This is a genomic window from Flagellimonas sp. ABD4_174 (assembly GCF_056160185.1).
Window position 1 is genome coordinate 1,911,152 of sequence record NZ_JBSWWP010000001.1, and the last position, 22,067, is coordinate 1,933,218.

Annotated in this window: 20 protein-coding genes; 8 read left to right on the top strand and 12 right to left on the bottom strand. The window is 41.7% G+C overall.

Translation table 11 applies throughout. The annotated features are described in order from the left end of the window. The first annotated feature begins 133 nt into the window (after nt 1-133). Nucleotides 134-886, top strand: a complete 753-nt coding sequence (locus ACXAFK_RS08400; protein WP_474957429.1) for a sulfite exporter TauE/SafE family protein — start codon at nt 134-136, stop codon at nt 884-886. Between the two features lie 12 nt (nt 887-898). Then, on the top strand, nt 899-2,092 hold the full coding sequence (locus tag ACXAFK_RS08405) for a DegT/DnrJ/EryC1/StrS family aminotransferase (protein WP_474957430.1): 1,194 nt from the start codon (nt 899-901) through the stop codon (nt 2,090-2,092). A 48-nt stretch (nt 2,093-2,140) separates the two neighbouring features. Here the strand turns inward: ACXAFK_RS08405 and ribB are convergent, their stop codons facing one another. The 11 genes from ribB to ACXAFK_RS08460 all read right to left on the bottom strand — a co-directional run bounded on the left by ribB (nt 2,141) and on the right by ACXAFK_RS08460 (nt 13,039). Beyond that, nucleotides 2,141-3,271, bottom strand: coding sequence for a 3,4-dihydroxy-2-butanone-4-phosphate synthase (gene ribB, locus ACXAFK_RS08410; RefSeq protein ID WP_369884636.1), 1,131 nt, complete (start codon nt 3,269-3,271; stop codon nt 2,141-2,143). Between the two features lie 5 nt (nt 3,272-3,276). Continuing rightward, entirely contained in the window at nt 3,277-4,779 is a 1,503-nt protein-coding gene (locus ACXAFK_RS08415; RefSeq protein ID WP_474957431.1) for an LptF/LptG family permease, read from the bottom strand. Between the two features lie 3 nt (nt 4,780-4,782). Further along, complete coding sequence (gene lolA1 / locus ACXAFK_RS08420) at nt 4,783-5,430, bottom strand: outer membrane lipoprotein periplasmic chaperone LolA1 (protein ID WP_224837042.1); 648 nt, start codon at nt 5,428-5,430, stop codon at nt 4,783-4,785. A gap of 7 nt (nt 5,431-5,437) precedes the next feature. After that, complete coding sequence (locus ACXAFK_RS08425) at nt 5,438-7,822, bottom strand: DNA translocase FtsK (protein ID WP_474957432.1); 2,385 nt, start codon at nt 7,820-7,822, stop codon at nt 5,438-5,440. Nucleotides 7,823-7,885: 63 nt separating this feature from the next. Beyond that, a complete protein-coding gene (locus ACXAFK_RS08430; RefSeq protein ID WP_474957433.1) occupies nt 7,886-8,251 on the bottom strand; it encodes a diacylglycerol kinase family protein in 366 nt (121 codons plus the stop codon). Next, a complete protein-coding gene (tpx, locus tag ACXAFK_RS08435; RefSeq protein WP_474957434.1) occupies nt 8,244-8,750 on the bottom strand; it encodes a thiol peroxidase in 507 nt (168 codons plus the stop codon). The genes ACXAFK_RS08430 and tpx overlap by 8 nt, the downstream gene beginning before the upstream one ends. Nucleotides 8,751-8,845: 95 nt before the next feature. Continuing rightward, complete coding sequence (locus ACXAFK_RS08440) at nt 8,846-9,103, bottom strand: DUF6952 family protein (protein ID WP_224836777.1); 258 nt, start codon at nt 9,101-9,103, stop codon at nt 8,846-8,848. After that, nucleotides 9,084-9,398, bottom strand: coding sequence for a thioredoxin family protein (locus ACXAFK_RS08445; RefSeq protein WP_224836778.1), 315 nt, complete (start codon nt 9,396-9,398; stop codon nt 9,084-9,086). Before ACXAFK_RS08445 ends, ACXAFK_RS08440 begins: the two co-directional genes overlap by 20 nt. A gap of 6 nt (nt 9,399-9,404) precedes the next feature. Continuing rightward, nucleotides 9,405-10,049 carry a peroxiredoxin gene (locus ACXAFK_RS08450; RefSeq protein ID WP_224836779.1) on the bottom strand — a complete coding sequence of 215 codons (645 nt, stop codon included), beginning with the start codon at nt 10,047-10,049 and terminating at the stop codon, nt 9,405-9,407. A 207-nt stretch (nt 10,050-10,256) separates the two neighbouring features. Next, nucleotides 10,257-11,747 carry a Na+/H+ antiporter NhaC gene (gene nhaC, locus ACXAFK_RS08455; protein WP_474957435.1) on the bottom strand — a complete coding sequence of 497 codons (1,491 nt, stop codon included), beginning with the start codon at nt 11,745-11,747 and terminating at the stop codon, nt 10,257-10,259. A 71-nt stretch (nt 11,748-11,818) separates the two neighbouring features. Further along, nucleotides 11,819-13,039: an aminotransferase class I/II-fold pyridoxal phosphate-dependent enzyme gene (locus ACXAFK_RS08460; RefSeq protein WP_474957436.1), complete on the bottom strand. Its 1,221-nt coding sequence runs from the start codon at nt 13,037-13,039 to the stop codon at nt 11,819-11,821. Nucleotides 13,040-13,190: 151 nt separating this feature from the next. Here ACXAFK_RS08460 and ACXAFK_RS08465 point away from each other — a divergent pair, with 151 nt between their 5' ends. Both ACXAFK_RS08465 and lpdA read left to right on the top strand, forming a co-directional pair. Then, entirely contained in the window at nt 13,191-13,649 is a 459-nt protein-coding gene (locus ACXAFK_RS08465) for an Lrp/AsnC family transcriptional regulator (protein WP_224836782.1), read from the top strand. A 391-nt stretch (nt 13,650-14,040) separates the two neighbouring features. Next, nucleotides 14,041-15,444, top strand: coding sequence for a dihydrolipoyl dehydrogenase (gene lpdA / locus ACXAFK_RS08470; protein ID WP_474957437.1), 1,404 nt, complete (start codon nt 14,041-14,043; stop codon nt 15,442-15,444). 112 nt (nt 15,445-15,556) lie between these two features. On the opposite strand, the gene ACXAFK_RS08475 is transcribed toward lpdA, so the two are convergent. Next, complete coding sequence (locus ACXAFK_RS08475; RefSeq protein WP_474957438.1) at nt 15,557-16,753, bottom strand: heparan-alpha-glucosaminide N-acetyltransferase domain-containing protein; 1,197 nt, start codon at nt 16,751-16,753, stop codon at nt 15,557-15,559. 130 nt (nt 16,754-16,883) lie between these two features. On the opposite strand from ACXAFK_RS08475, the gene ACXAFK_RS08480 reads away from it, so the two are divergent. From ACXAFK_RS08480 to ACXAFK_RS08495, 4 genes are read left to right on the top strand one after another with little or no spacing between them, the layout of a single operon-like run. Beyond that, nucleotides 16,884-17,414, top strand: coding sequence for an NADPH-dependent FMN reductase (locus ACXAFK_RS08480; protein WP_474957439.1), 531 nt, complete (start codon nt 16,884-16,886; stop codon nt 17,412-17,414). Nucleotides 17,415-17,469: 55 nt separating this feature from the next. Beyond that, on the top strand, nt 17,470-18,705 hold the full coding sequence (locus ACXAFK_RS08485; protein WP_474957440.1) for an anthranilate synthase component I family protein: 1,236 nt from the start codon (nt 17,470-17,472) through the stop codon (nt 18,703-18,705). Between the two features lie 22 nt (nt 18,706-18,727). Next, entirely contained in the window at nt 18,728-20,035 is a 1,308-nt protein-coding gene (gene tilS, locus ACXAFK_RS08490; RefSeq protein ID WP_474957441.1) for a tRNA lysidine(34) synthetase TilS, read from the top strand. After that, a complete protein-coding gene (locus tag ACXAFK_RS08495) occupies nt 20,032-22,011 on the top strand; it encodes a protein-disulfide reductase DsbD family protein (RefSeq protein ID WP_224836790.1) in 1,980 nt (659 codons plus the stop codon). Before tilS ends, ACXAFK_RS08495 begins: the two co-directional genes overlap by 4 nt. Nucleotides 22,012-22,067: the final 56 nt, after the last annotated feature.

Here is a 22,067-nt window from a genome sequence, read left to right on the forward strand (position 1 = left end):
TTTTTGTTATCCCAAAAGACCTTTTTATAATATTCTGAAAATAAATTCCCCATCCTGCCATCTTTACAAATCACCTTCAAACTTTGGTAGATTCATAAAGCTATTTTAAGGCAATGGTCATACCTTTGCTGTTATGCTAGAATGGTATCATTATTGCCTCTTGGTCGCAGTCGGATTTGCAGTTGGATTTATTAACACTGTTGCAGGAGGAGGTTCCTTGCTCTCCTTGCCTACACTTATATTTTTGGGATTGCCTCCCGCTATGGCCAATGGCACCAATCGTGTGGCTATTGTGATCCAGAACGCTATGGCCACCGCTGGGTTTAAAAGCAAGGGGATCAGTACTTATCCATTTAATATTTATTTGGGGATTTCCGCTTTTTTGGGGGCTATAATCGGTGCATATATTGCAGTGGATATTGATGATGAAACCTTCAATAGAATATTGGCCATAGTGATGATGGCCGTGGTGCTCATCATTATTTTTAAACCTAAAATGAGGATAGATGACATTCAAGAGCGACTTACGGGAAAATATCTGTGGATCGCCATTATCGTATTCTTCTTTTTTGGAATTTATGGAGGCTTTATCAATGCGGGCCTCGGGTTTTTAACAATACTTTTTTTGCATTATTTTAATCAAATGAGTTTGGTGCGGTCCAATGCTACCAAAGTTGTTGTGGTATTGATATATATGTTATCGGCACTGGCCGTATTTGCTTATAACGATAAAGTAGACTGGAAATTAGGTCTTATACTCGCCATTGGAAATGGCTCGGGCGCGTGGTTCGCCAGTAGGTTTTCGGTAAATAAGGGAGACGGATTTATTAAAACATTTTTAGTTATCGCCGTAGTTTTAATGGCCATTAAACTATGGTTCTTTTAAAATAAGATTAGTATGCCAGGATTTGAACTTTTTGGAGACAAGGAAAGAAAAGAAGTACAGGACGTTATGGACTCCGGAGTGTTAATGCGCTACGGGTTTGATGCCATGCGAAATGGACACTGGAAAACCAAAGAGCTGGAGACTGCTTTGGCGAAAAGAATGCAGGTTAAATATGCCCACGCCGTAAGTAGTGGAACAGCCGCTTTAACAGTGGCGTTGGCCAGTGCAGGAGTAGGGGCGGGTGACGAAGTAATAATGCCAACGTTTACATTTGTTGCAAGTTTTGAATCCATATTGGCACTTGGAGCTGTACCGATTTTGGCCGATATTGATGATACGCTAACATTAAAACCCGAAGCCGTTAAAAAAGCAATCTCTCCAAGAACCAAGGTGATTATGCCCGTACATATGTGCGGATCTATGGCCAATTTGGATGCGCTGAAAGCCATTTGTGATCAACATGGATTGTTGTTATTGGAAGATGCTTGCCAAGCGATTGGGGGCACCTACAATGGTAAACCTTTGGGTAGTATTGGTGATATGGGATGTTTTTCGTTTGATTATGTTAAGACCATTACCTGTGGTGAAGGCGGAGCCATAATCACCAATAATGGCACCTATTATGAAAATGCCCATAAATATGCCGATCATGGCCACGACCATATAGGAAACAACAGGGGAGCAGAAGAGCACCCATTTTTAGGATATAATTTCCGTATTTCTGAAATGAACTCAGCAGTTGGGGTGGCTCAACTTTCTCGGCTGGATGAGTTTTTAAACATTCAAAAACGGAACTATAGCATTTTGCGAGAAGCCTTGTTCAGTATTCCCGAAGTGGTTTTTAGAACCGTACCGAACGGAGGAGAAGAGAACTATTCATTCCTAAGTTTTTTCCTTCCTTCGGAAAATCTAGCCCAAAAAGCGCACCAAGTGTTAGGTGATAAGGGAGTAGATGGATGTTTTTATTGGTATAACAACAATTGGCACTATTATAAAAAGTGGGAGCATTTGACCAATATGAAGTCGTTGGGAAATCTTTCAAAAGATGTAAAGGAGGTATTGCCAGATTACAACGAAGCTGATTTCTCTGAATCTGATAAATGGATGTCCAGGAACATTTCCTGTTTGATCAAATTGGGATGGTCGGAAGAGGAGGTTAAAACACGGGCCAAGCAAATGGTCGATGCCATAAAGGCAGTGTTATAAGTGGTCTGTTATCGATTGCATCTAGTTCGGTGATGTTGAACTTTCGAATCAGTATTTTACATACTCCACGATTTCCAAGCCATAGCCTACCATACCAACGCGCCTGGTTTGCCCAGAATTGGTAAGCAAACGGATCTTGGAAATATTTAAGTCGTGCAAAATTTGTGCGCCGATTCCAAAATCCTTGTTGTCCATTTCAATTTTTGGAGCCTTGTTTATGCCTTCTCCTTGTAGTTTTTTAAATTCGGACAACCTGCTCAATAAATTCATGGATTGGTTGCCTTGATTTATAAAGATCATCGCACTTTTGTCTTCTGTGTTCAAGGCATTGAACATACGCTGTAAAGTTTCATCGGGATTATTGGTCAATGTCCCCAGAATATCGTTGTTTACCAAGGTAGAGTTGATACGGGTCAATACTGGTTCACCGCTCTTCCAATTACCTTTCAACAACGCAACGTGCACCTGGTTGTTGGTGGTTTGCTTGTAGGCGCGCAAACGAAATGCACCAAACCTGGTATTTATGGTAAACGACTCTTTGAGCTCGATAAGGCTATCGTGCTCCATACGATAGGCGATCAGATCCTCTATCGAAACAATTTTTAGGTCAAACTTTTTGGCAACTTTCATTAACTGTGGCAAACGGGCCATAGATCCATCTTCGTTCATGATTTCCACAATTACCCCGGCCGGTTGCAGTCCGGCCAATCTGGCAAAGTCAATGGCAGCTTCGGTGTGGCCTGTACGGCGCAGTACCCCTCCCTCTTTGGCAATCAACGGAAAAATATGTCCTGGACGCGCCAGTTCGTGGGGTTTGGTTTCCTCTTTGGTCAGTGCCAGAACCGTTTTGGCCCTATCGGAAGCCGAAATCCCTGTGGTAACCCCATGGCCTCTTAAATCCACAGAAACAGTAAAAGCGGTCTCCAAAGGGTCGGTGTTGTGATTTACCATTTTATGTAGCCCCAGTTCTTTACAACGACCCTCGGTAAGTGGTGCACAGATAAGGCCCCGGCCATGTGTGGCCATAAAATTGATGGTCTCCGGTGTGATCAGTTCTGCCGCCGCCAAAAAATCACCTTCGTTCTCTCTGTTTTCATCATCCACTACAATTATTACCTTCCCTTCCCTAATATCGGCTATAGCATCTTCTATGGCATCCAATTCTATTTTTTTGTCCATGGCGATCATTGGTCTTCTTCTGTGTCTTTCTTTTTAAATAATGATTTGATGCGGTCTATAAAATGACCGAATCCTACCAACCCTTTATCCGCAGTTGCACGTCTGGTAAGCGAAATGCCCAAGGGCAGCATGATCAACGTGGGCAGCCAAGCCCCAATTGCGGGGTGAATGTTTCCTTCTTTGGCGTAATTTCCGGCAAATACACCGATAAAGTAATACGTCAAAAATAAGATTATTGCAACGACCATGGGCAATCCCAGTCCTCCTTTTCGAATAATGGCCCCTAAGGGCGCCCCAACGAAAAACAAAATGATACAGGATAGGGCAAGGGCATACTTTTGGTGCAGGGACAAAATATGGCTATTATAAAATTTATACCTGCTTTGAAGTTCGTTCTTTTTTGATTTTACTGTATTTAAAATACTTGAAATCTCATTTTGGGCCTTTTTCATTACCTGGATCTGTTCCCATTGTTCCAAACTTGCAATAAACCCATCGATGGTTGTAATGGAGTCCTCTTCTTTTTCTGTATTTTTCTTGATTTCGGGTTGGATGAGTTCCAATTTTTTTTGGGTAGTGTCCCGTGGTCTTTTAACCGGAAAAGCTCCCATACGATTGGTCACGTTTTTGGAAAAGGCTTCCACTTTTTCCAAATTGTTTTCACGTAATGAGTCGATATCCTTTATCAATCGACCTACATTTTTCATTTTGTTGGTCGTAATATTTTGATCTTCTTCCAGGTCCTGCTCATCGAGCTCGGAAATATCGATATTAATGGTGTACTTTTCAAAATCTGCCCTGGCAAAGGGCTGTTTTCGGCGCTCCTTGGAATCTTTTGGGAGATGTTCGAGGTAATAATTTCCATCCTTAAGCACCAGTTGAATGATATCGGATTGCTCACTACTGATCAATTCACCGGATTTCGCCTTGATCACCTCATTGTTTATATTCTGGTCTGTTTTTTTATGGATGATCACATTATCTAAAAAACGGTCCTGTTCACCATATTTTTTATCAACTTTTATGTTCATGCCCTCACCTGTTCCTTCAAAATCACTAAAAACACCTTCTGTAATAGCTGCTGCCGGTTTTACTTTGGCTATATTTTTTCTGAGGTTGAACATTTTTTGCTCCGATTTTGGGATTACATCATTTGCAAAAAAGAAAGTGACCAGGCCAAGGAACAGTACAAAAACAATCAAGCTTCGCATTCCCCGTTGCAAAGATATTCCCGAAGCTTTCATTGCCGCAAACTCATAGTTTTCGGCAAAAGTACCAAAGGTAAGGATGGAGGAGAGGAGCACCGTTAAAGGTAGTACCTTGTCCACCAAGGTTGGGATAAAGTAGAAAATAAACTTGCCAATAATAACCATGCCCAGTCCTTTTCCCGCAAGATCATCTATGAAAAGCCATATTCCCTGAAAGATGAATATGACGATCAGAATGAAGAAGGAACTGAAGAAGTTGTATAAAAATCTTCTTAGTATATACTGATCAAGTATTTTCAATGCCTAGTTTCTTATAATATAGTACCCTTTGTCCTCGTACTTTTTCTCGTCAAAGGTAAACAGAGTACTTGAAATGGGCTGATTGGTTTTGAAAGAATTAACGGTGATAGTGGTTTTTGTACCGTTGTTTCCCGTTTGGATCAATTTATAAATGTGCTTGGTCTGTGTGTCGATACCCAGCAGAACGGATTTGATCTCGGTGTTGGAGTCGATGGGGATCAGTTTAACGTACTGTATTTTTCTTCCTCCCACATTTTGTAGGATGTCCCACTTATAGTTATGTCCCGTTTTGTAGAAGGTCAACATTTTGGAAGGGCTCACGTTGTCGTTGTCCTCGTTGACATTCTCTATGGTCACCTCTTCATTTTCTGGAACCACGGTGTACACTTTTTTTCCATCGTAAAGTTGATTGGCCCCGAAATAGTTAAGTACATATTTTTCGCCGGCAAGGGTTACGTTACCGTTGGTTTCCTGTTTTAGGTTCGCTTCTGTGTTTTCCAAAGTGGATTGGAAATCAATATGTATGTTGTCGTAACTTTGAACTTTGTTGTAAACTTCATCCAAAAGTGCCTTGGCTTTTTCCGAGTTTTGGCCGTAAGAAAAAAGTCCTGTGGCAAACAATACAATTAAAAGAATACTTTTCTTGATCATCATGGTCTTATTTTGCTTCATTTTCTAATAGTTGATCTAGGGCGTACATATCGGGGACCAGAACTTGTCTTGCCTTGCTTCCTTCGAATGGTCCAACAATTCCTGCTGCCTCCAACTGATCTATGATTCGACCAGCTCTATTGTATCCCAATTTTAATTTACGTTGGATCAAAGATGCGGAACCCTGTTGGGCCGTCACGATAACCTCGGCAGCCTCCCTGAACATGGCATCCCTGTCCGCGATATCATTATCAAGACTTGTGCCACTTTCTTCACCGACATACTCTGGTAGTAAGTGCGCTTCGGGGTAAGCCCGTTGGGAGCCTATGTAGTCCGTTATTTTAGCTACCTCGGGCGTGTCCACAAAAGCACATTGCAGCCTTGTAACATCGTTTCCTTGGGTATAGAGCATATCTCCGCGACCGATGAGCTGGTCGGCACCTTGTGCATCCAAAATAGTTCTAGAGTCAATCTTAGAGGTTACCCTAAAAGCTATCCTTGCGGGGAAGTTAGCCTTGATTATACCGGTGATCACATTCACCGATGGTCTTTGTGTAGCAATGATCAAGTGGATTCCGATGGCTCGTGCCAATTGTGCCAATCTGGCAATTGGGGTTTCCACTTCCTTGCCGGCCGTCATGATCAGGTCGGCGAACTCATCAATGACCAATACAATGTAGGGTAAAAACTTGTGCCCCTCATTCGGGTTTAATTTTCTTGACTTGAATTTTGCATTGTATTCTTTTATGTTCCGGACCATGGCAGTTTTTAACAGCTCATATCTATTGTCCATTTCAATACAAAGCGAGTTCAAGGTATTAATCACTTTTGTGTTGTCCGTAATAATGGCCTCGTCGGAATCGGGCAATTTGGCCAAAAAATGACGTTCGATTTTATTGTAAAGGGTCAATTCCACCTTCTTGGGATCTACGAAAATAAACTTGACCTCTGCCGGGTGTTTTTTATAGAGCAAAGATGTAATTACAGCATTTAAACCTACGGACTTTCCTTGTCCCGTAGCACCGGCCATGAGCAGGTGGGGCATTTTGGCAAGGTCGACCACAAATGTTTCGTTACTGATTGTTTTTCCAAAGGCAATAGGTAGTTCCATTTCGGCCTTTTGGAACTTATTGGATGCAATAACCGACCTCATGGATACAATGGTTGCGTTTTTGTTGGGTACCTCGATACCTACCGTTCCTTTGCCGGGAATCGGGGCAATGATCCGAATGCCCAGTGCAGCCAAAGAGAGAGCGATGTCGTCTTCCAGGTTTTTGATTTTGGAGATACGGATTCCGGCTTCGGGAACAATTTCGTAGAGGGTAACAGTTGGTCCAATGGTAGCCTTGATCTGTGCAATCCCGATTTTATAATTTTTGAGGGTGCTTACAATTCGGTTTTTGTTCTCCTCCAGTTCTTCTTGATTGATGGTAATGCCTCCCGAAGCACCGTGTGCCTCCAAAAGGTCCATTGTTGGAAATTTATAGTTCCCCAATTCCAATTTTGGGTCGAACTCACCAAAGTCTTCTACCAATTTGGCAGCCTTGGCATCGGTTTCTTCTTCGACAGGGGTTTCCTCTACTTTTAGGGATATATCGGATTCTTCCTCCTCGGGAATGTTTACGTCGAGCCCAGCTACATCCAATGGAGGAATATCTTTCTTATGGGTATAGGTGTCTACTTTTTCGGGCACGGTATCCTCTGTGGTCAATACCAAGCCGTCTTCTTCATCTTCAATAGGGGATTCCGTGGTTTTTGTTGATGGTTCGTCCTTCAAGTCCGATTGTATTTTCCGCTTTTGCCTTTTAAAGAAATTGGCAAATCCTTCTGGAGTAAAGTTGAACAATTGCACCAATATTACCATGAGAACAAAAACCAGAATTAAGAAGACTCCGATCTTACCGGTATAGTCCTGAAGAAAATCGTTTATTTCGTAACCAATAAGACCTCCCAAGAGTGGAAAATCCGCAGCAAAGAAGCCAAGGGCCACAGCTCCCCAGATTACTCCGACCAATCCCCATACCCATTTAGAGACCAATCGTTTAGTGTTTAGGCCAAGAAATAGGTACAATCCTGTTATGGCCAATAAAAACGGAAATGTAAAAGAGGCCAGCCCGAATCCTTTGTACATAAAAAAGTGGCTCACATTGGCCCCAAATTTGTTGAGCAAATTACTGGCCTCGGCATTGCGGTCCGCAAATTGGGACAGCATACTTTGATCCTCTTGCCAAGTAAAATAAAACGACATAAATGAAAAGAAAAGCGCAATGCTCAGAACAATCAATAGGCTACCAAAAATAATCTTGTTCTGCTTGGAAAGTGTAAAGGACACTTTCTTTTTGGCAGTTTTGGTGGTCTTGCTCGATTTGGATTTTGTTCTTTTTTTGGCCATCAATCGGTTTTAAGCGGGGCTAAGTTACAAATTTACGTTGCTTATTGGGTTGTTGGATTTTTTCTAAAATATCTTGGGTACATAGATGATCAATCCAATGATGCTCGCAATTATGGACACTATCATAACGGCTCCTGCCGAAATATCTTTTATTAGACCAATTTTAGGATCTAAATTCGGTTGAATGTAGTCACAGATTTTTTCAATTGCAGTATTTGCGCCTTCAATACCCATAACCATACCTATGGATAAAAGTTGTAAGGCCCATTCGGTTTTCGTTATTTGAAAGTAAAACCCAAGGGCCGTAACTATCAAAGCAATAACAAACTGGATTTTTATGCTGGGTTCTGTCCGTAATAACAAAAACATGCCCTTGAGGGCGTAACCCACGCTTTTGATCCTATTTTTTAAGAAAGATTCTTTAGGCATCCATCAATGCTTCAAGGGCGGCTTTGTAATTGGGTTCGTCCACAGTTTCCGCCACTTGTTCGGAATAGACTACTTCCCCATTTTCGTTGACCACTACTACCGATCGAGAATGTAGGCCTTGCAATGGCCCATCGGTAAATTCCACATTGTAGGATTTACCAAAGTTACCATCTCTAAAATCGGAAAGGGTCTCTACTTTATCAATTCCTTCTGCACCACAAAAACGTGCCTGGGCAAAGGGAAGATCCTTGGATATGCACAATATTTTGGTGTTTTCCAATTCGGCCGCTTCTTGGTTGAACTGGCGCACGGATTGTGCACATGTTCCCGTATCGATGCTCGGAAAAATATTGAGAACGACCTTTTGGCCTTTGTAGCTGGATAGGTCTACGGTTGAAAGATCATTTTTTACTAAAGTAAAATTCGGTGCCTGGGCACCTATTTCGGGTAGATTCCCGAGGGTATGAATTTCGTTTCCTTTTAATGTTACAGTTGCCATATTCGTAGTTTTGATTCGAACCCAAAAATACTAAAAAAACCTTCCCGAAGTCTGTTACGGGAAGGTTCTTATTTCTACTTGCAATTCAATGTCCGCTACTTGTCTATTGAGCCGAGTACCCTGGACATAAAACCATTCAGGGCTTCTTTCTTGGGAGTCCCTTTTTTGATTTCGTTGGATACCTCTATGGCACCATAAAGATTGGAGATCAGCTCGCCGATAATGTCCAGTTCCTCATCTTTCAAGCTGGAAACCTCACAAACACTTTCCAAAGTGTCCGCCGTTTCTTGAAGATAATCCTCATCGTGCTCTTCGGCAAAGTTGACCATTTGTTTAATTATGGGCAATTTCATTGATCAAGTCTTTTAAAACATCGTACTTGTTGGTCTGTACCTGATTTTTCAAGGATCCCTTGGAGAAAGTGGCAAAAGTGGGCAGGTTGTCCACATTGGCCAATTTTCTGGATTCTGGGAATTTTTCGGCATCGACCATTACAAACTTAATATTCTCGTTCAACGAAGCTTCTTTTTTGAACTTCGGCTTCATGATCCTGCAGTTGCCGCACCACGATGCGCTGTATTGCACCACAACGTTGTCATTGCCGGCAATGACCTCGCTCAAATTGTCTTTGTCCAATTCTAGAACCATATCGTCTTAGTTTACGTGGTTGGCCAAGTAATTGGATACACCAGCTCTGTCGGCGTTCATGGCTTCTTTGCCTTCTTCCCAGTTTGCTGGACAAACCTCGCCTTTTTCCTGTACGTGGGTATATGCGTCCACCAAGCGCAAGAATTCGCTAACATTTCTTCCCAATGGCATGTGGTTGATGCTCTCATGAAAAACGGTCCCTTCTTCATCAATCAAGTAAGTGGCTCTGTAGGTTACATTATCGCCCTCTACCATAACGGAATTGGTTTCCTCGTTATAGTCTTCCTTCATAATGTCCAATATCCCTAAGGCAGATGCCAAATTCCTGTTGCTATCGGAAACTAGGGGATAAGAAACACCTTCGATTCCACCATTGTCCTTTTCAGTGTTCAACCATGCGAAATGAACTTCGGCAGTATCGCAAGAAGCACCGATCACTATGGTATTTCTTTTTTCAAACTCGCTTAAGTTTTGCTGAAAGGCAAAGAGTTCTGTTGGGCACACAAAAGTGAAATCTTTAGGGTACCAGAACAACAATACTTTTTTGTTCTCTGCCTTGGCTTTCTCTAAAATATTGATTTTGAACGTATCGCCCATTTCATCGATGGCGTTTACCTCAATACTTGGAAATTTTCTTCCTACTAAAGTCATTTATTGGATTTTTTTTGATTTTCTAGTAGCAAAAATAGAGTGGTTTTATGGCTTTTTCAAGAATGTAAATTGCTATTTCTTATGGCTGGATAATCCGTTACTATGCCATAAAAAAGAGGTGTTTAAATTGAGCATGTCTCAAAAATGAGCAACATATTTTGAAGAGTTCTCAATAAAATGAAGATGTTTAAAAACCAGGGCGAAAATTTATTCTCCGCTTGGAGTGGCCAGTTGTTTTATCTTGATTCTAAAAGCGGCAAAAAGTAATGTCATAATCGGACTTAACCAGTTAAAAATAGCATATATCGCATATTCGGCTACCCCTACACCCAAAACACCGCTGTGGTATGCCCCGCATGTATTCCAAGGGACCAAAACAGAAGTTACGGTTCCCGAATCTTCAAGGGACCTACTCAGGTTTTCGGGGGCCAGTCCCCTTTCTTCGTAAGCTTTGGAGAACATTTTGCCGGGTACTACAATTGCTAAATACTGATCGGACGCTGTTACATTCAAAGCCAGACAACTGCCTACTGTACTGGCAAACAGCCCAAAAGTGGTCTTGGCCAATTTTAAGAGCGATTCCGTAATGCGTTCCAGAGCTCCGATACCATCCATAATACCACCAAATACCATGGCACATACAATTAACCAAATGGTACCGAGCATACCCGACATACCGCCTGAGGAGAACAAATCGTTCAATACGGGATCTTCGGTCGTAATTGCAGCATCAACAGTTATGGCATTTAAAATGCCTTTGTAGCCTGATTCGAAATTTAGGGAGGTCCCGCCACCAATGTTGGCAACAATGTCCGGCTGAAAAATTAGTGCGAATACGCCACCCAGCAAGGTTCCTATCAAAAGCGCCATTAACGGCGGGGCTTTTTTAACGATCAATGCGATTACGGCCAAGGGTACGATAAAAAGCCAACCGTTTATGTTAAAGGTAGAACCTATATTCTCGAGCAGATAACTTGTATCCGCCACTCCAGATGTATCAATGGTGAAACCAAGAATAATAAAAACGATCAGGGTTACCATAATAGTGGGAACTGTGGTGTAGGTCATGTAGCGTATGTGGGAGAACAAATCCCCACCGGCCATGGCGGGTGCCAAATTGGTCGTATCGCTCAATGGAGACATTTTATCTCCAAAATACGCTCCAGACAGTACGGCACCGGCCGTCATTCCCAACGAAATGCCCAAAGCATCCCCGATACCGATCAAGGCAATACCAACGGTAGCTGCAGTGGTCCAACTACTTCCCGTGGCAATGGAGATTATGGCACAGATTACAACGCTGGCGGCCAAAAATATGGTAGGATTCAATATTTGAAGGCCATAATAGATCATTGCCGGAATAATTCCGCTGATCAACCAAGTGCCGGACAAAGCACCTACCATTAAAAGGATAAGTAGGGCACCTGTGGTGGACCGAACATTTTCGGCCACTTCTGCAATCATACTTTTGTACGATACCTTATTAAAAATACCAACTACCGCTGCAACGGCACCGCCCATTAAAAGGATAAACTGGTTGGAGCCACTAAGGGCATCGTCCCCAAAAACATAGACATTGTATGCCAACATGGCAACAAGAGCAATAACTGGAATCAGTGCTTCCCCTATTGACAAATTTTTATTTTCTACTATGTTTTCATCTTCCCTAAATTTAGGCTTTTCCGTATTTTTCGGCATTTGGTCTGAGTTTGTTAGAAGGTAATATTACGATTTTGCACTATGTTGTGCAAGCCCCTTACGCTCGAGAACTAGGCCAAACTCGTATCTGGAGCCAAGATTCCCAGCTCTTCCATGCACTCCCGCATGGTTTTGTATGTTTTTTTTATATCGTTGTCCAAACCAATGGAAAAGCGGATAAGTCCTTGCGATAGGCCAAGTTCTTTTTGTTCCTCTTCCGGAATTTCGGAGGAGGTCGATGTGCCAGAAGCACTGAAAAGGGTTTTGTAAAAGCCCAAGCTTACAGCTAGATACCCTAGTTTTTTTCGTTGCATAGATTCCATTAGGGCGTTTGCTTTTTCCACTGACCCAACATCTAGGGTGAGCATTCCCCCATATCCGTATTCGGGATTCATTTGGGCGTTCATCAGATCATGGCCAGGATGGTTTTCCAATCCGGGGTACACAACCGTTAAACCATCGTTCTGGAACTGTTTTGCCAAATAATCGGCATTTTCGCTATGCTTTTTGATCCTAATGTGCAGGGTTCGCATATTTTTCAAAATGGAGGCGGCTCTCAAACTGTCCATAGTGCTGCCCAACAACATACCAGCTCCGTTGTTCACATCCTTTAGGCTCAAGCAAAAATCGGTAGAGGCACAAACGGCACCTGCAACACAGTCACTGCTTCCGTTTATAAATTTGGTTAGACTGTGCACAACAATGTCGGCCCCCAATTGTGCAGCGCTTATGCTCAACGGGGAAAAGGTGTTGTCCACTACGAGTGGCATACTGTTTTTCTTTGCGATTTTGGAGAGGGAAGGGATGTCCGCTATTTCCAAAAGAGGATTGCTTATCGCTTCGCAATATATCATTTTGGTTTTTGGTGTGATGGATTTTTCGACCGTATTTAAATCGGTGATATCGATAAAGGATACCGAGATATTGAACTTTTTTACGAAATTTTTCAAAAACGCGTAGGTGCCCCCATAGATGGTTCTACTGCAGACAATGTGGTCTCCAGCATTGCATAATTGAAGGATTACCGCAGTTATTGCTCCCATACCACTTGCATAAACATTGGCCGATTCGGTACCTTCCAATTGCGCCATGGCCTCGCCCAAATACAGGTTAGAAGGGGAGGAGTGACGGCTATACAAATAGCAGCCTTCGGTATTGCCTTCGAAGGTGTCGAACATGGTTTTTGCAGATAGGAAGGTGTAGGTTGATGAATCTGATATAGAGGGGTTTACACCTCCAAATTCACCAAAATATTGAAGGTCCTGTATGTGTTCTGAAGCTTTATAGTCCATAATGAGTTGTTTTTTGATAAAAATAAGATATCACAGGAATATTGTCAATCCTTTGAGATAAATCAGGAACTATGTTCTTTAAAATGATAAATATTAGGAAATTGTTCTTAAATGACGCAATTTAGCCAAGCATGTTAGAAAAATTGACGTTATGAAATTGGATAAATTGGATATTGAATTGATCAGATTGCTTCAAAATGATAGTAAAAAAACCACAAAACAATACGCGGATGCTTTGCATTTGTCCAAAACTGCGGTATACGAACGAATTCGTCGATTGGAACGCAATGGCGTGGTTACCCAATACACAGCATTGGTGAACAAGCACAAAGTCGGCAGGGATTTTATGGTGCTCTGTCAAATACGGTTGATCCATCATACCAAAGAAAATGTACTAAAATTTGAACAGGAGATTTTACAATTGAAAGAGGTTTCCGAATGCTTCCATGTCGGGGGGGATTACGATTATATTCTGAAAATCTATGTTGCCGATATGAAAAGTTATCGAGACTTTATGCTCACAAAGCTTACTGCCATTGCCAATATTGGCAACACCCAAAGTTCTTTTGTGATCAACGAGGTAAAGAATAGTCCTTCGGTACATATTTAGACGTTACTAGTCAGAAGTTGGAAGTCAGTGGATAATCATCAAGCAGCAGTTTGTGATTGCCAATTGCCATTCTGAAGAAGCCCAACGACTGAAGAATTTCTGTGTCCAAGTTTCAATCATCAATAATCAAACAATCCAACAGTACAACCATCGAACAATCCCTTCGACTCCGCTCAGGGACCAATTCTGCTCCCCTTCGTGAAATTCGTGTCAATTCCATTTACCTTCACCCTTCACCCTTCACCCTTCACCCTTCACTCTTAACTTCTTCACCCATAAGTTTCAACTTTTTCCCACAGCATTGATTGGTACTGTCCCGAAAAACATTTGTACTTTTACACTTGTTTTGGCAAAATATTTTTTAAGCAATTATTCTTACAAACAATATACTATGAATCAATATGATGTAGCTATCATCGGCTCTGGACCAGGAGGCTATGTAGCGGCCATTCGATGTGCCCAATTGGGGATGAAAACGGCAATAATAGAAAAATATGCCACACTTGGGGGAACCTGTTTAAATGTAGGTTGTATCCCATCCAAGGCGTTATTGGATTCTTCCCACCATTACGAAGATGCCATAAAACATTTTGAAGAGCATGGAATCGAAATACCCGGCGAGATAAAAGTCAACCTCGAGCAAATGATTGCCCGTAAGCAAGGTGTTGTGGACCAGACTACAAAGGGTATTGAGTTTTTAATGGGCAAGAACAAAATAGATGTGTATCACGGTATTGGTAGTTTTAAGGATGCCACCCATGTTATCATTGCAAAAGAAGATGGTGAAGAAACGATTGAGGCGAAAAATATAATTATCGCCACAGGTTCCAAACCTTCTTCCTTACCCTTTATCGAAATTGATAAGGAGCGAGTGATTACCTCTACCGAAGCCTTAAAACTGAAAGAGGTTCCCAAGCACTTGATCGTAATCGGTGGTGGAGTTATTGGATTGGAGCTCGGTCAGGTGTACAAAAGATTAGGGGCGGATGTGACCGTGGTGGAGTATATGGATCGAATTATTCCTGGAATGGACGGGGCACTCTCCAAAGAACTTACCAAAGTGATGAAAAAGCAAAAGGTAAAGTTCAACCTTTCCCACAAAGTAAAATCTGTTGAGCGCAAAGGTGATGAAGTAATTGTAAAAGCCGACGATAAAAAAGGAAACGAGGTTACCATTACTGGCGACTACTGCCTGGTAAGTGTTGGTCGTAAACCTTATACTGATGGGTTGAATGCCGAAGCCGCCGGAGTGAAATTGGATGATAGGGGAAGAGTAGAGGTGAACGAACACCTGCAAACCAATGTGTCCAATATTTATGCCATCGGCGATGTGGTGAAAGGAGCTATGTTGGCGCACAAGGCCGAGGAAGAAGGAACTATGGTCGCTGAACTATTGGCAGGACAAAAACCACATATCGATTACAACTTAATTCCAGGTGTGGTTTATACATGGCCAGAGGTTGCTGCTGTTGGAAAAACGGAAGAGCAATTGAAGGAAGAAGGTATTGAATACAAATCAGGTCAGTTCCCAATGCGCGCCTTGGGAAGAGCAAGAGCCAGTATGGACATCGATGGTTTTGTAAAAATCCTTGCAGATAAAAATACCGACGAAGTATTGGGGATCCACATGATCGGGGCACGTTGTGCCGATTTGATCGCAGAAGGTGTTACCGCTATGGAGTTTAGGGCGTCTGCGGAGGATATTTCTCGAATGAGCCATGCGCACCCAACTTTTGCAGAGGCAGTTAAAGAAGCGGCATTGGCAGCGACCGATGATAGGGCACTGCACGTGTAATCAAAAAAGTGGGGTTGAATTTGATTCTAGTATCAACTTAGAATATACCCGCAAATAGATAGAAGAAGCTAAGTACAAAAAGAGCATTCAATCTTAGGATTGGATGCTTTTTTTAGCTCCGAACAGTTCGTAATAATCGTCGCAAAAAGAGCCTAAACCGTACATAAAGTTCACGGAAAACAGGGATTGACGCCTCTCTTAATTCCAGTAGCTGGATTCGGGCGAACCTAGCGCCCAAAACAACCTGAGATTTAATAAGCGTCTCGTACTTGTTGTATTGCAATGCAAAATAACTACAAGCTATCATAAAAAGGATTGCTCCGGGTATAATTATTTCAGGGGATAGCGAACGATTAAAAAATCGGTACAGCCCCAACCCGGTAAAACTGCCGTATAAAATGATGAAGTGTATTACATAAATGGATAAGGTGCTTGCCCCGATTTTTAAAACCGTTTTGTTGGTCATTAACTGCCTTAGGACCATAAACACGGCAAAAACAACAAAAACATTGCCTAATCGAATAAATAGGTAGTTATTGGACAAAATCAATTTGAGGAATTCAAAGCCGGTCCAATCGTATAGTAGGGCAAACACGTCGGTGGATTGATAAATTAGCAGGTATCCCATTCCCAGTGAAAGTGCAATGGCGGAGGGATATAAATATTTAAAATCCTTATAACGGGTAAACAATACCGAAATAAAAGCACCTAAAGTGGCATAACCGAACCAAGGTATTATAGTGAACACAGAGCCATTCGCCTTTGTGAAATAGTTGGCAAGGAAATCGGGTAAAAATGCAAAAGACCAATCCTTATAAACCCTCTCAAAAAGGAATAGAATCAAGGTGAAGCTGATCAAAACCAAAGGGAACATCCATTTTTTTCTTTTCGATGTGAATACATAGATTCCAATAAGTCCCAAGATGGACATTCCAATACAATGTAATACGTCGACCAGATAGAAAGCGTTGTAAATCTGTCCTTTAAATAGTCCTCCGAGGTTTAATCTTAGCAAATATCCAATGGCCAAAAGTTGTAATCCCCGTCGAATTCCTTTAGCAACCCTGGGATTTTCCATACCCGATTGAGGCACTCTAATGAGCAGGTATGTAAATATAAAACCCGATACCGTAAAAAATACCGGAGCGGTAATTCCTCGAAAATACAGCCAAATGCTGTAAACCGGATTGTCCTGGTCTCTAAAAACAGGGTCGAGCAAACCGTCGATAAAGTGACCTTGGAGCATCATTAATATGGCCCAGGCCCGCATGGCATCAATAAAAAATAACCTATTACTTTTGGCTGTCATCTAAATTTACTTCGACCTATATACTTGTTTTGCAGTATGTTTGGATGTTCTGTGCGTCAAAAATATACAAAATAGTCGCATCTCTGCTTTGATCGAGGTATTTTAGCGAAACAATCAACAATTTTATACTATGGCTGCAATTTTGGCACTGGCCGGAAGCAATTCTTCAACATCCATCAATTTTAAATTGGTAAAGCATACGGTTTCATTGGTGCAAGACAGTGATATTCAGGTGTTGAACATGGCAGAACACCCTTTTCCGATGTACAGCGAAGATTACGAAAAAGAAAATGGTTTTCCAAAGCAAATACAAGAACTACAAACTAAGATCAAAAATTCCGAGGCGCTTATTTTATCCGTAAACGAACACAATGGAAATCCTTCGGCTTTTTTTAAGAACGTATTGGATTGGCTATCTAGATCGGACAGGGGTTTTTTGGAAGGAACCAAGGTTTTTTTAATGTCAACATCAGGGGGAAAAAGAGGAGCCAAGGGCTCTATTGAAGTTGTAGGGAATATGTTGCCGAGATTTGGGGCAGAGATAACAGCGACCTTTTCCTTGCCTTCATTTTATGATAATTTTGATGGTGCAATTGTTGACAAGGCTTTAAAGGAAGATCACCAAAAGGCACTCGACACATTTTTAGATTCGTTAAAATAAATAGGTATTGCGGACGAACCGTTCTTTTAAGATAAGCCCTGACTTACAAAGTAAAATGGCGCTGCTACAGTGGTCCAGGTCGAACAGGGAAGTGGTTTGGCTGGACAGTAACCGGCACCAAGACCCATACTCCACTTTCGAGGCATGTTTGGCAGTTGGCGCTCAAGAATGGGTCAATACCGACGCCGAACTTCAAACATTTATAGAACGAAGAAGGGATTGGTTGTTCGGCTACTTTTCGTATGATTTTAAAAATGAACTTGAAGATTTAACGTCCAACAATTTTGATGGACTTGGATTCCCTTTACTTCGTTTTTTTTGTCCCAAAAAGATCATCATTATAGCAGACGGACAACTTAGGTTCAACTATTTAAACGATTATGCCTGCGAAATTGATGGCGACTTGGCCAAAATTCGGGAATACGGCTCTCTGGATCTACCCAAGAGTGATGCCGAGCCCATCAAAATAAAAATGCGGATCCACAAGGATGCCTATTTTGAAAAAGCCAATCGCTTTTTGGAACATATTCATCGAGGCGACATTTACGAGGCCAACTTTTGTCAAGAATTTTATGCAGAAGACGTTGTTATAGAACCATTGGAAACCTACATTAGATTGAACAGTATATCCGAACCTCCGTTCGCGGCGTATGTAAAAATGCATGATCAATATTTAATGTGTGCCTCACCGGAACGCTATATAAAAAAGATAGGCCAAAAGGTAATCTCTCAACCGATCAAAGGAACTGCTCCGAGGGGAAAAGATGCCAATGAGGATGAAAAAATTAAGGATGAATTGGCAAGGAACAAGAAAGAACGGGCAGAAAATATTATGATCGCCGATTTGGTGCGCAATGATCTTTCCAAGAGTGCCATAAAGGGTACCGTTAAGGTCGAGGAATTGTGCAAGGTGCACACGTTTAAGCAAGTACACCAATTGATTTCAACAATAATTTCAAAAGTGGAAGAAAATAAAAACCCAGTTGAAATCATAAAAGAAACTTTTCCAATGGGCAGTATGACGGGGGCCCCAAAAATTTCCGCCATGAAGATCATTGAAGACTTGGAAGAGACCCGAAGAGGGTTGTACAGTGGAACGGTCGGATATTTTGATCCTCAAGGTAACTTTGATTTTAATGTGGTGATCCGAAGTATTTTGTACAACGCCGAAAAAAAATATATTTCTTATTCTGTTGGCGGCGCCATAACTGCAGAATCCAAACCAGAGATGGAGTATCAGGAATGTCTGCTCAAGGCCAAAGCAATGCGAACCGTTTTGGAAGAAGGCTAAGGTTTATTCGTAAATTCGCGCTATGTTTTTAAAATTCAAGGAGCATATTGCCAAAAATTTACCTTTTTTAAAGGATAATAGGCTATTGTTGGCTTGTAGTGGCGGATTGGACAGCATGGTGCTTGCACATTTATGTCTTGGACTGGGATTGGATATAGAATTGGCCCATTGCAATTTTAAGCTCAGGGAAGCAGAGAGTAACGGTGATGAAGATTTTGTTCGTAATTCGGGAAGGCAATGGGGGGTTCAAGTGCATGTAAAACATTTTGAAACAGAAGAGTATGCCAGGAATCATGGCATTTCCATTCAAATGGCCGCACGTGACCTTCGCTACCAATGGTTTACCGAGATATTGGACAACACAAGTTGTGGGTATGTGCTTACGGCGCATCACGCAGATGATAGTCTCGAAACCTTTTTGATTAATCTATCCCGTGGAACAGGGCTCGATGGGCTATCTGGAATACCTGAAATCAATGGAGAGGTGATACGTCCTCTCTTGCCATTTTCTCAAAAAGAACTTTTGGGATATGCAAAATCAGAAAATATAAATTGGCGAGAGGATAGTAGCAATGCCAGCACAAAATATCTTCGAAATAAAATCCGCCATCAAATAGTTCCTCTCTTAAAGGAACTGCACCCTACTTTTCTTCAAAACTTTTTGCGTACGCAGAATAATCTGGGCCAATCCAACGGTATTCTTAAAAACTCCATAAAAGAATTAAAGGATCGCGTGTTCCAGCCTTGGAAAGGTGACATCAAAATAAGAATTGAAGATTTACGGCAACTTGACCCATTGGATGCCCATCTATATGGCCTATTTAATGATTTTGGGTTTACGGAGTGGGATGATGTAAAAGGTCTACTGTCCGCGGAGAGTGGAAAACAAGTGTTTTCAAGAACTCATCGGATGGTAAAGGATAGGGATTGTCTAATCCTGTCAAAACTGCAAAGTAATGCGGGTCAATCCTACTATGTCCATATAGCGGACACTCGCATTGATCGACCTGTTAAATTACTGTTGGAAGATGTGCGATGCATTGATGAAAGGGCTAAAAATGTCGTATTTTTGGACAAGGAAAAGTTAAACTTTCCGTTAGTGTTAAGGAATTGGATAAATGGCGACTATTTTTATCCATTCGGCATGAAAGGAAAGAAAAAAGTGTCCAAATTTTTCAAGGATGAAAAAATGGATCTTGTTTCCAAAGAAAAACAGTGGCTGCTCTGCTCGGACAACAAAATTGTTTGGGTTGTGGGCAAACGGGCCGACGAACGATTTAAGGTTGATGATTCAACCCGGAAAATACTTAAGATTACCCAAATTACATGAGATTAGCAGTACTCTTTCTAGGATTTCTCTTTATTAATTTTACCATTTTTGCCCAAACCGATGAAAACCCTGCAGTTTGGAGCCACGAAGTGCATAAAATTTCGGATACCGAATACGAATTGGTGTTCAAAGGTAAGATCATGGACGGGTGGCATGTGTATTCCCAATATACCGCAGAAGGAGGTTCACTGCCCAGTGAGTTTACTTTTGAAAAGGCCGGAGAGGATTACGAGCTTTTAGGAAAGACCCAGGAAAGTGAAACTATCAAAGAGTACAGCGATATCTTCGAAGTTGAGGAGACCTTTTTTAAAGAGGAAGCCATTTTTACCCAAAAAATAAAACTACTGGATACCTCCGTCAATCAAATTTCGGTGAACCTTTTTTATCAAATCTGTAAAGAAGTTTGCCTTCCAGTGGATGAATATTTTCAGATATCGTTGGACGGTAGCGGTTTTGTGGCCGAAGAAACTGCTTTGGACGACCGGAGTGCTGCTCTTGGGGAGTCCCTTAAAGTTGATTTTAAAAACAAACAGTTATTGAACCAAAATGGAGTAGGGGGGTCTGATGGAAAATCCAGTCTTTGGGTGATTTTTGGGCTTGGTTTTTTGGGAGGTCTGATCGCTTTGTTGACCCCATGTGTTTTTCCAATGATTCCATTAACGGTTTCCTTTTTCACAAAACAATCGCAGAATAGGTCTAAAGGAGTGGGCAATGCCATATTGTACGGTTTCTTTATTGTGTTGATCTATTTTCTGTTGAGCCTGCCCTTTCATCTGTTCAATTCGGTCGATTCTCAAATATTGAATACCATTGCCACCAATATTTGGCTCAATGTGTTCTTCTTTGTCATTTTTGTATTCTTTGCCTTTTCATTTTTTGGTTATTACGAATTGACGTTGCCAAGTTCATGGGCCAACAAAATGGACGCCGCCTCGTCCAAAGTAGGAGGTGGGTTGGGCATCTTTTTTATGGCGTTGACCCTTGCCATCGTATCCTTTTCCTGTACCGGGCCCATTTTGGGAGGACTTTTGGGGAGTACAACATTGGCAGAAGGCAATGTGGCCACAAATCTAACCATGGGAATGGTAGGGTTTGGCCTGGCTTTGGCGCTCCCCTTTGCTTTGTTCGCCATGTTCCCGGCCTGGTTAAATTCTTTGCCCAAGTCCGGCGGTTGGATGACCACAGTTAAGGTGGTTCTCGGATTTTTGGAATTGGCCCTCGCATTCAAATTTTTGTCGAATGCTGATTTGGTAGGCAATTGGGGTATTTTTAAAAGAGAAATATTCATTGGGATATGGGTCGTACTTTTTGTGTTGACCACACTGTATTTGTTCGGTGTGATTAGATTTCCTCACGACGGACCAAGAAAAAATCTTTCACCAGCACGAAAGCTAACGGGAATAGTAAGTTTGGTTTTTACGGTGTATTTGGTTCTAGGGCTATTTAATGTCAACCAATTGCAATTGTTGAGCGGTTTCCCGCCACCAAGCTTTTATAGTGTAGTGGAAACGGAAAGTGATTGTCCCTTGGGATTGGATTGTTTTAAGGATTTTGACGAGGGCGTGGCCTTTGCCAAAGAAGTAAACAAACCCATTCTGCTCGATTTTACGGGATGGGCATGCGTCAATTGCAGAAAAATGGAAGAAAATGTATGGAGCGATCCAAGCATCTATCCAATTCTAAAAGAGGAATACGTGCTAATTTCACTTTATGTGGACGATAGAAAGGAGCTGCCTAAATCGGAACAGTTCAATTTTAAATTCGACTCCGGAAGAATTAAAGCTATCGAGACCATCGGTCAAAAATGGGGTACCTTCCAAACTGTTAACTTTAATGCGGCCTCTCAACCCTATTATGTGTTATTGTCCCCAAATATGGAAATCTTGAACCAAGCGGTACAATATGTAGATGTGGAAACCTATGGGGCATGGTTAAGATCGGGATTGGAAAAGCATAACCTTTCCATGGGAAATTAGTTGACATTCGTCAAATTTTTTTAAGTGGATTAAGAAAATAATTATAACTTAGGATG

Coding starts and splice junctions, on each gene's coding strand:
- ACXAFK_RS08400 (WP_474957429.1), top strand. CDS start 134: ATGCTAGAATGGTATCATTATTGCCTCTTGGTCGCAGTCGGATTTGCA.
- ACXAFK_RS08405 (WP_474957430.1), top strand. CDS start 899: ATGCCAGGATTTGAACTTTTTGGAGACAAGGAAAGAAAAGAAGTACAG.
- ribB (WP_369884636.1), bottom strand. CDS start 3,271: ATGGACAAAAAAATAGAATTGGATGCCATAGAAGATGCTATAGCCGAT.
- lolA1 (WP_224837042.1), bottom strand. CDS start 5,430: ATGATCAAGAAAAGTATTCTTTTAATTGTATTGTTTGCCACAGGACTT.
- ACXAFK_RS08425 (WP_474957432.1), bottom strand. CDS start 7,822: ATGGCCAAAAAAAGAACAAAATCCAAATCGAGCAAGACCACCAAAACT.
- ACXAFK_RS08430 (WP_474957433.1), bottom strand. CDS start 8,251: ATGCCTAAAGAATCTTTCTTAAAAAATAGGATCAAAAGCGTGGGTTAC.
- tpx (WP_474957434.1), bottom strand. CDS start 8,750: ATGGCAACTGTAACATTAAAAGGAAACGAAATTCATACCCTCGGGAAT.
- ACXAFK_RS08440 (WP_224836777.1), bottom strand. CDS start 9,103: ATGAAATTGCCCATAATTAAACAAATGGTCAACTTTGCCGAAGAGCAC.
- ACXAFK_RS08445 (WP_224836778.1), bottom strand. CDS start 9,398: ATGGTTCTAGAATTGGACAAAGACAATTTGAGCGAGGTCATTGCCGGC.
- ACXAFK_RS08450 (WP_224836779.1), bottom strand. CDS start 10,049: ATGACTTTAGTAGGAAGAAAATTTCCAAGTATTGAGGTAAACGCCATC.
- nhaC (WP_474957435.1), bottom strand. CDS start 11,747: ATGCCGAAAAATACGGAAAAGCCTAAATTTAGGGAAGATGAAAACATA.
- ACXAFK_RS08460 (WP_474957436.1), bottom strand. CDS start 13,039: ATGGACTATAAAGCTTCAGAACACATACAGGACCTTCAATATTTTGGT.
- ACXAFK_RS08465 (WP_224836782.1), top strand. CDS start 13,191: ATGAAATTGGATAAATTGGATATTGAATTGATCAGATTGCTTCAAAAT.
- lpdA (WP_474957437.1), top strand. CDS start 14,041: ATGAATCAATATGATGTAGCTATCATCGGCTCTGGACCAGGAGGCTAT.
- ACXAFK_RS08475 (WP_474957438.1), bottom strand. CDS start 16,753: ATGACAGCCAAAAGTAATAGGTTATTTTTTATTGATGCCATGCGGGCC.
- ACXAFK_RS08480 (WP_474957439.1), top strand. CDS start 16,884: ATGGCTGCAATTTTGGCACTGGCCGGAAGCAATTCTTCAACATCCATC.
- ACXAFK_RS08485 (WP_474957440.1), top strand. CDS start 17,470: ATGGCGCTGCTACAGTGGTCCAGGTCGAACAGGGAAGTGGTTTGGCTG.
- tilS (WP_474957441.1), top strand. CDS start 18,728: ATGTTTTTAAAATTCAAGGAGCATATTGCCAAAAATTTACCTTTTTTA.
- ACXAFK_RS08495 (WP_224836790.1), top strand. CDS start 20,032: ATGAGATTAGCAGTACTCTTTCTAGGATTTCTCTTTATTAATTTTACC.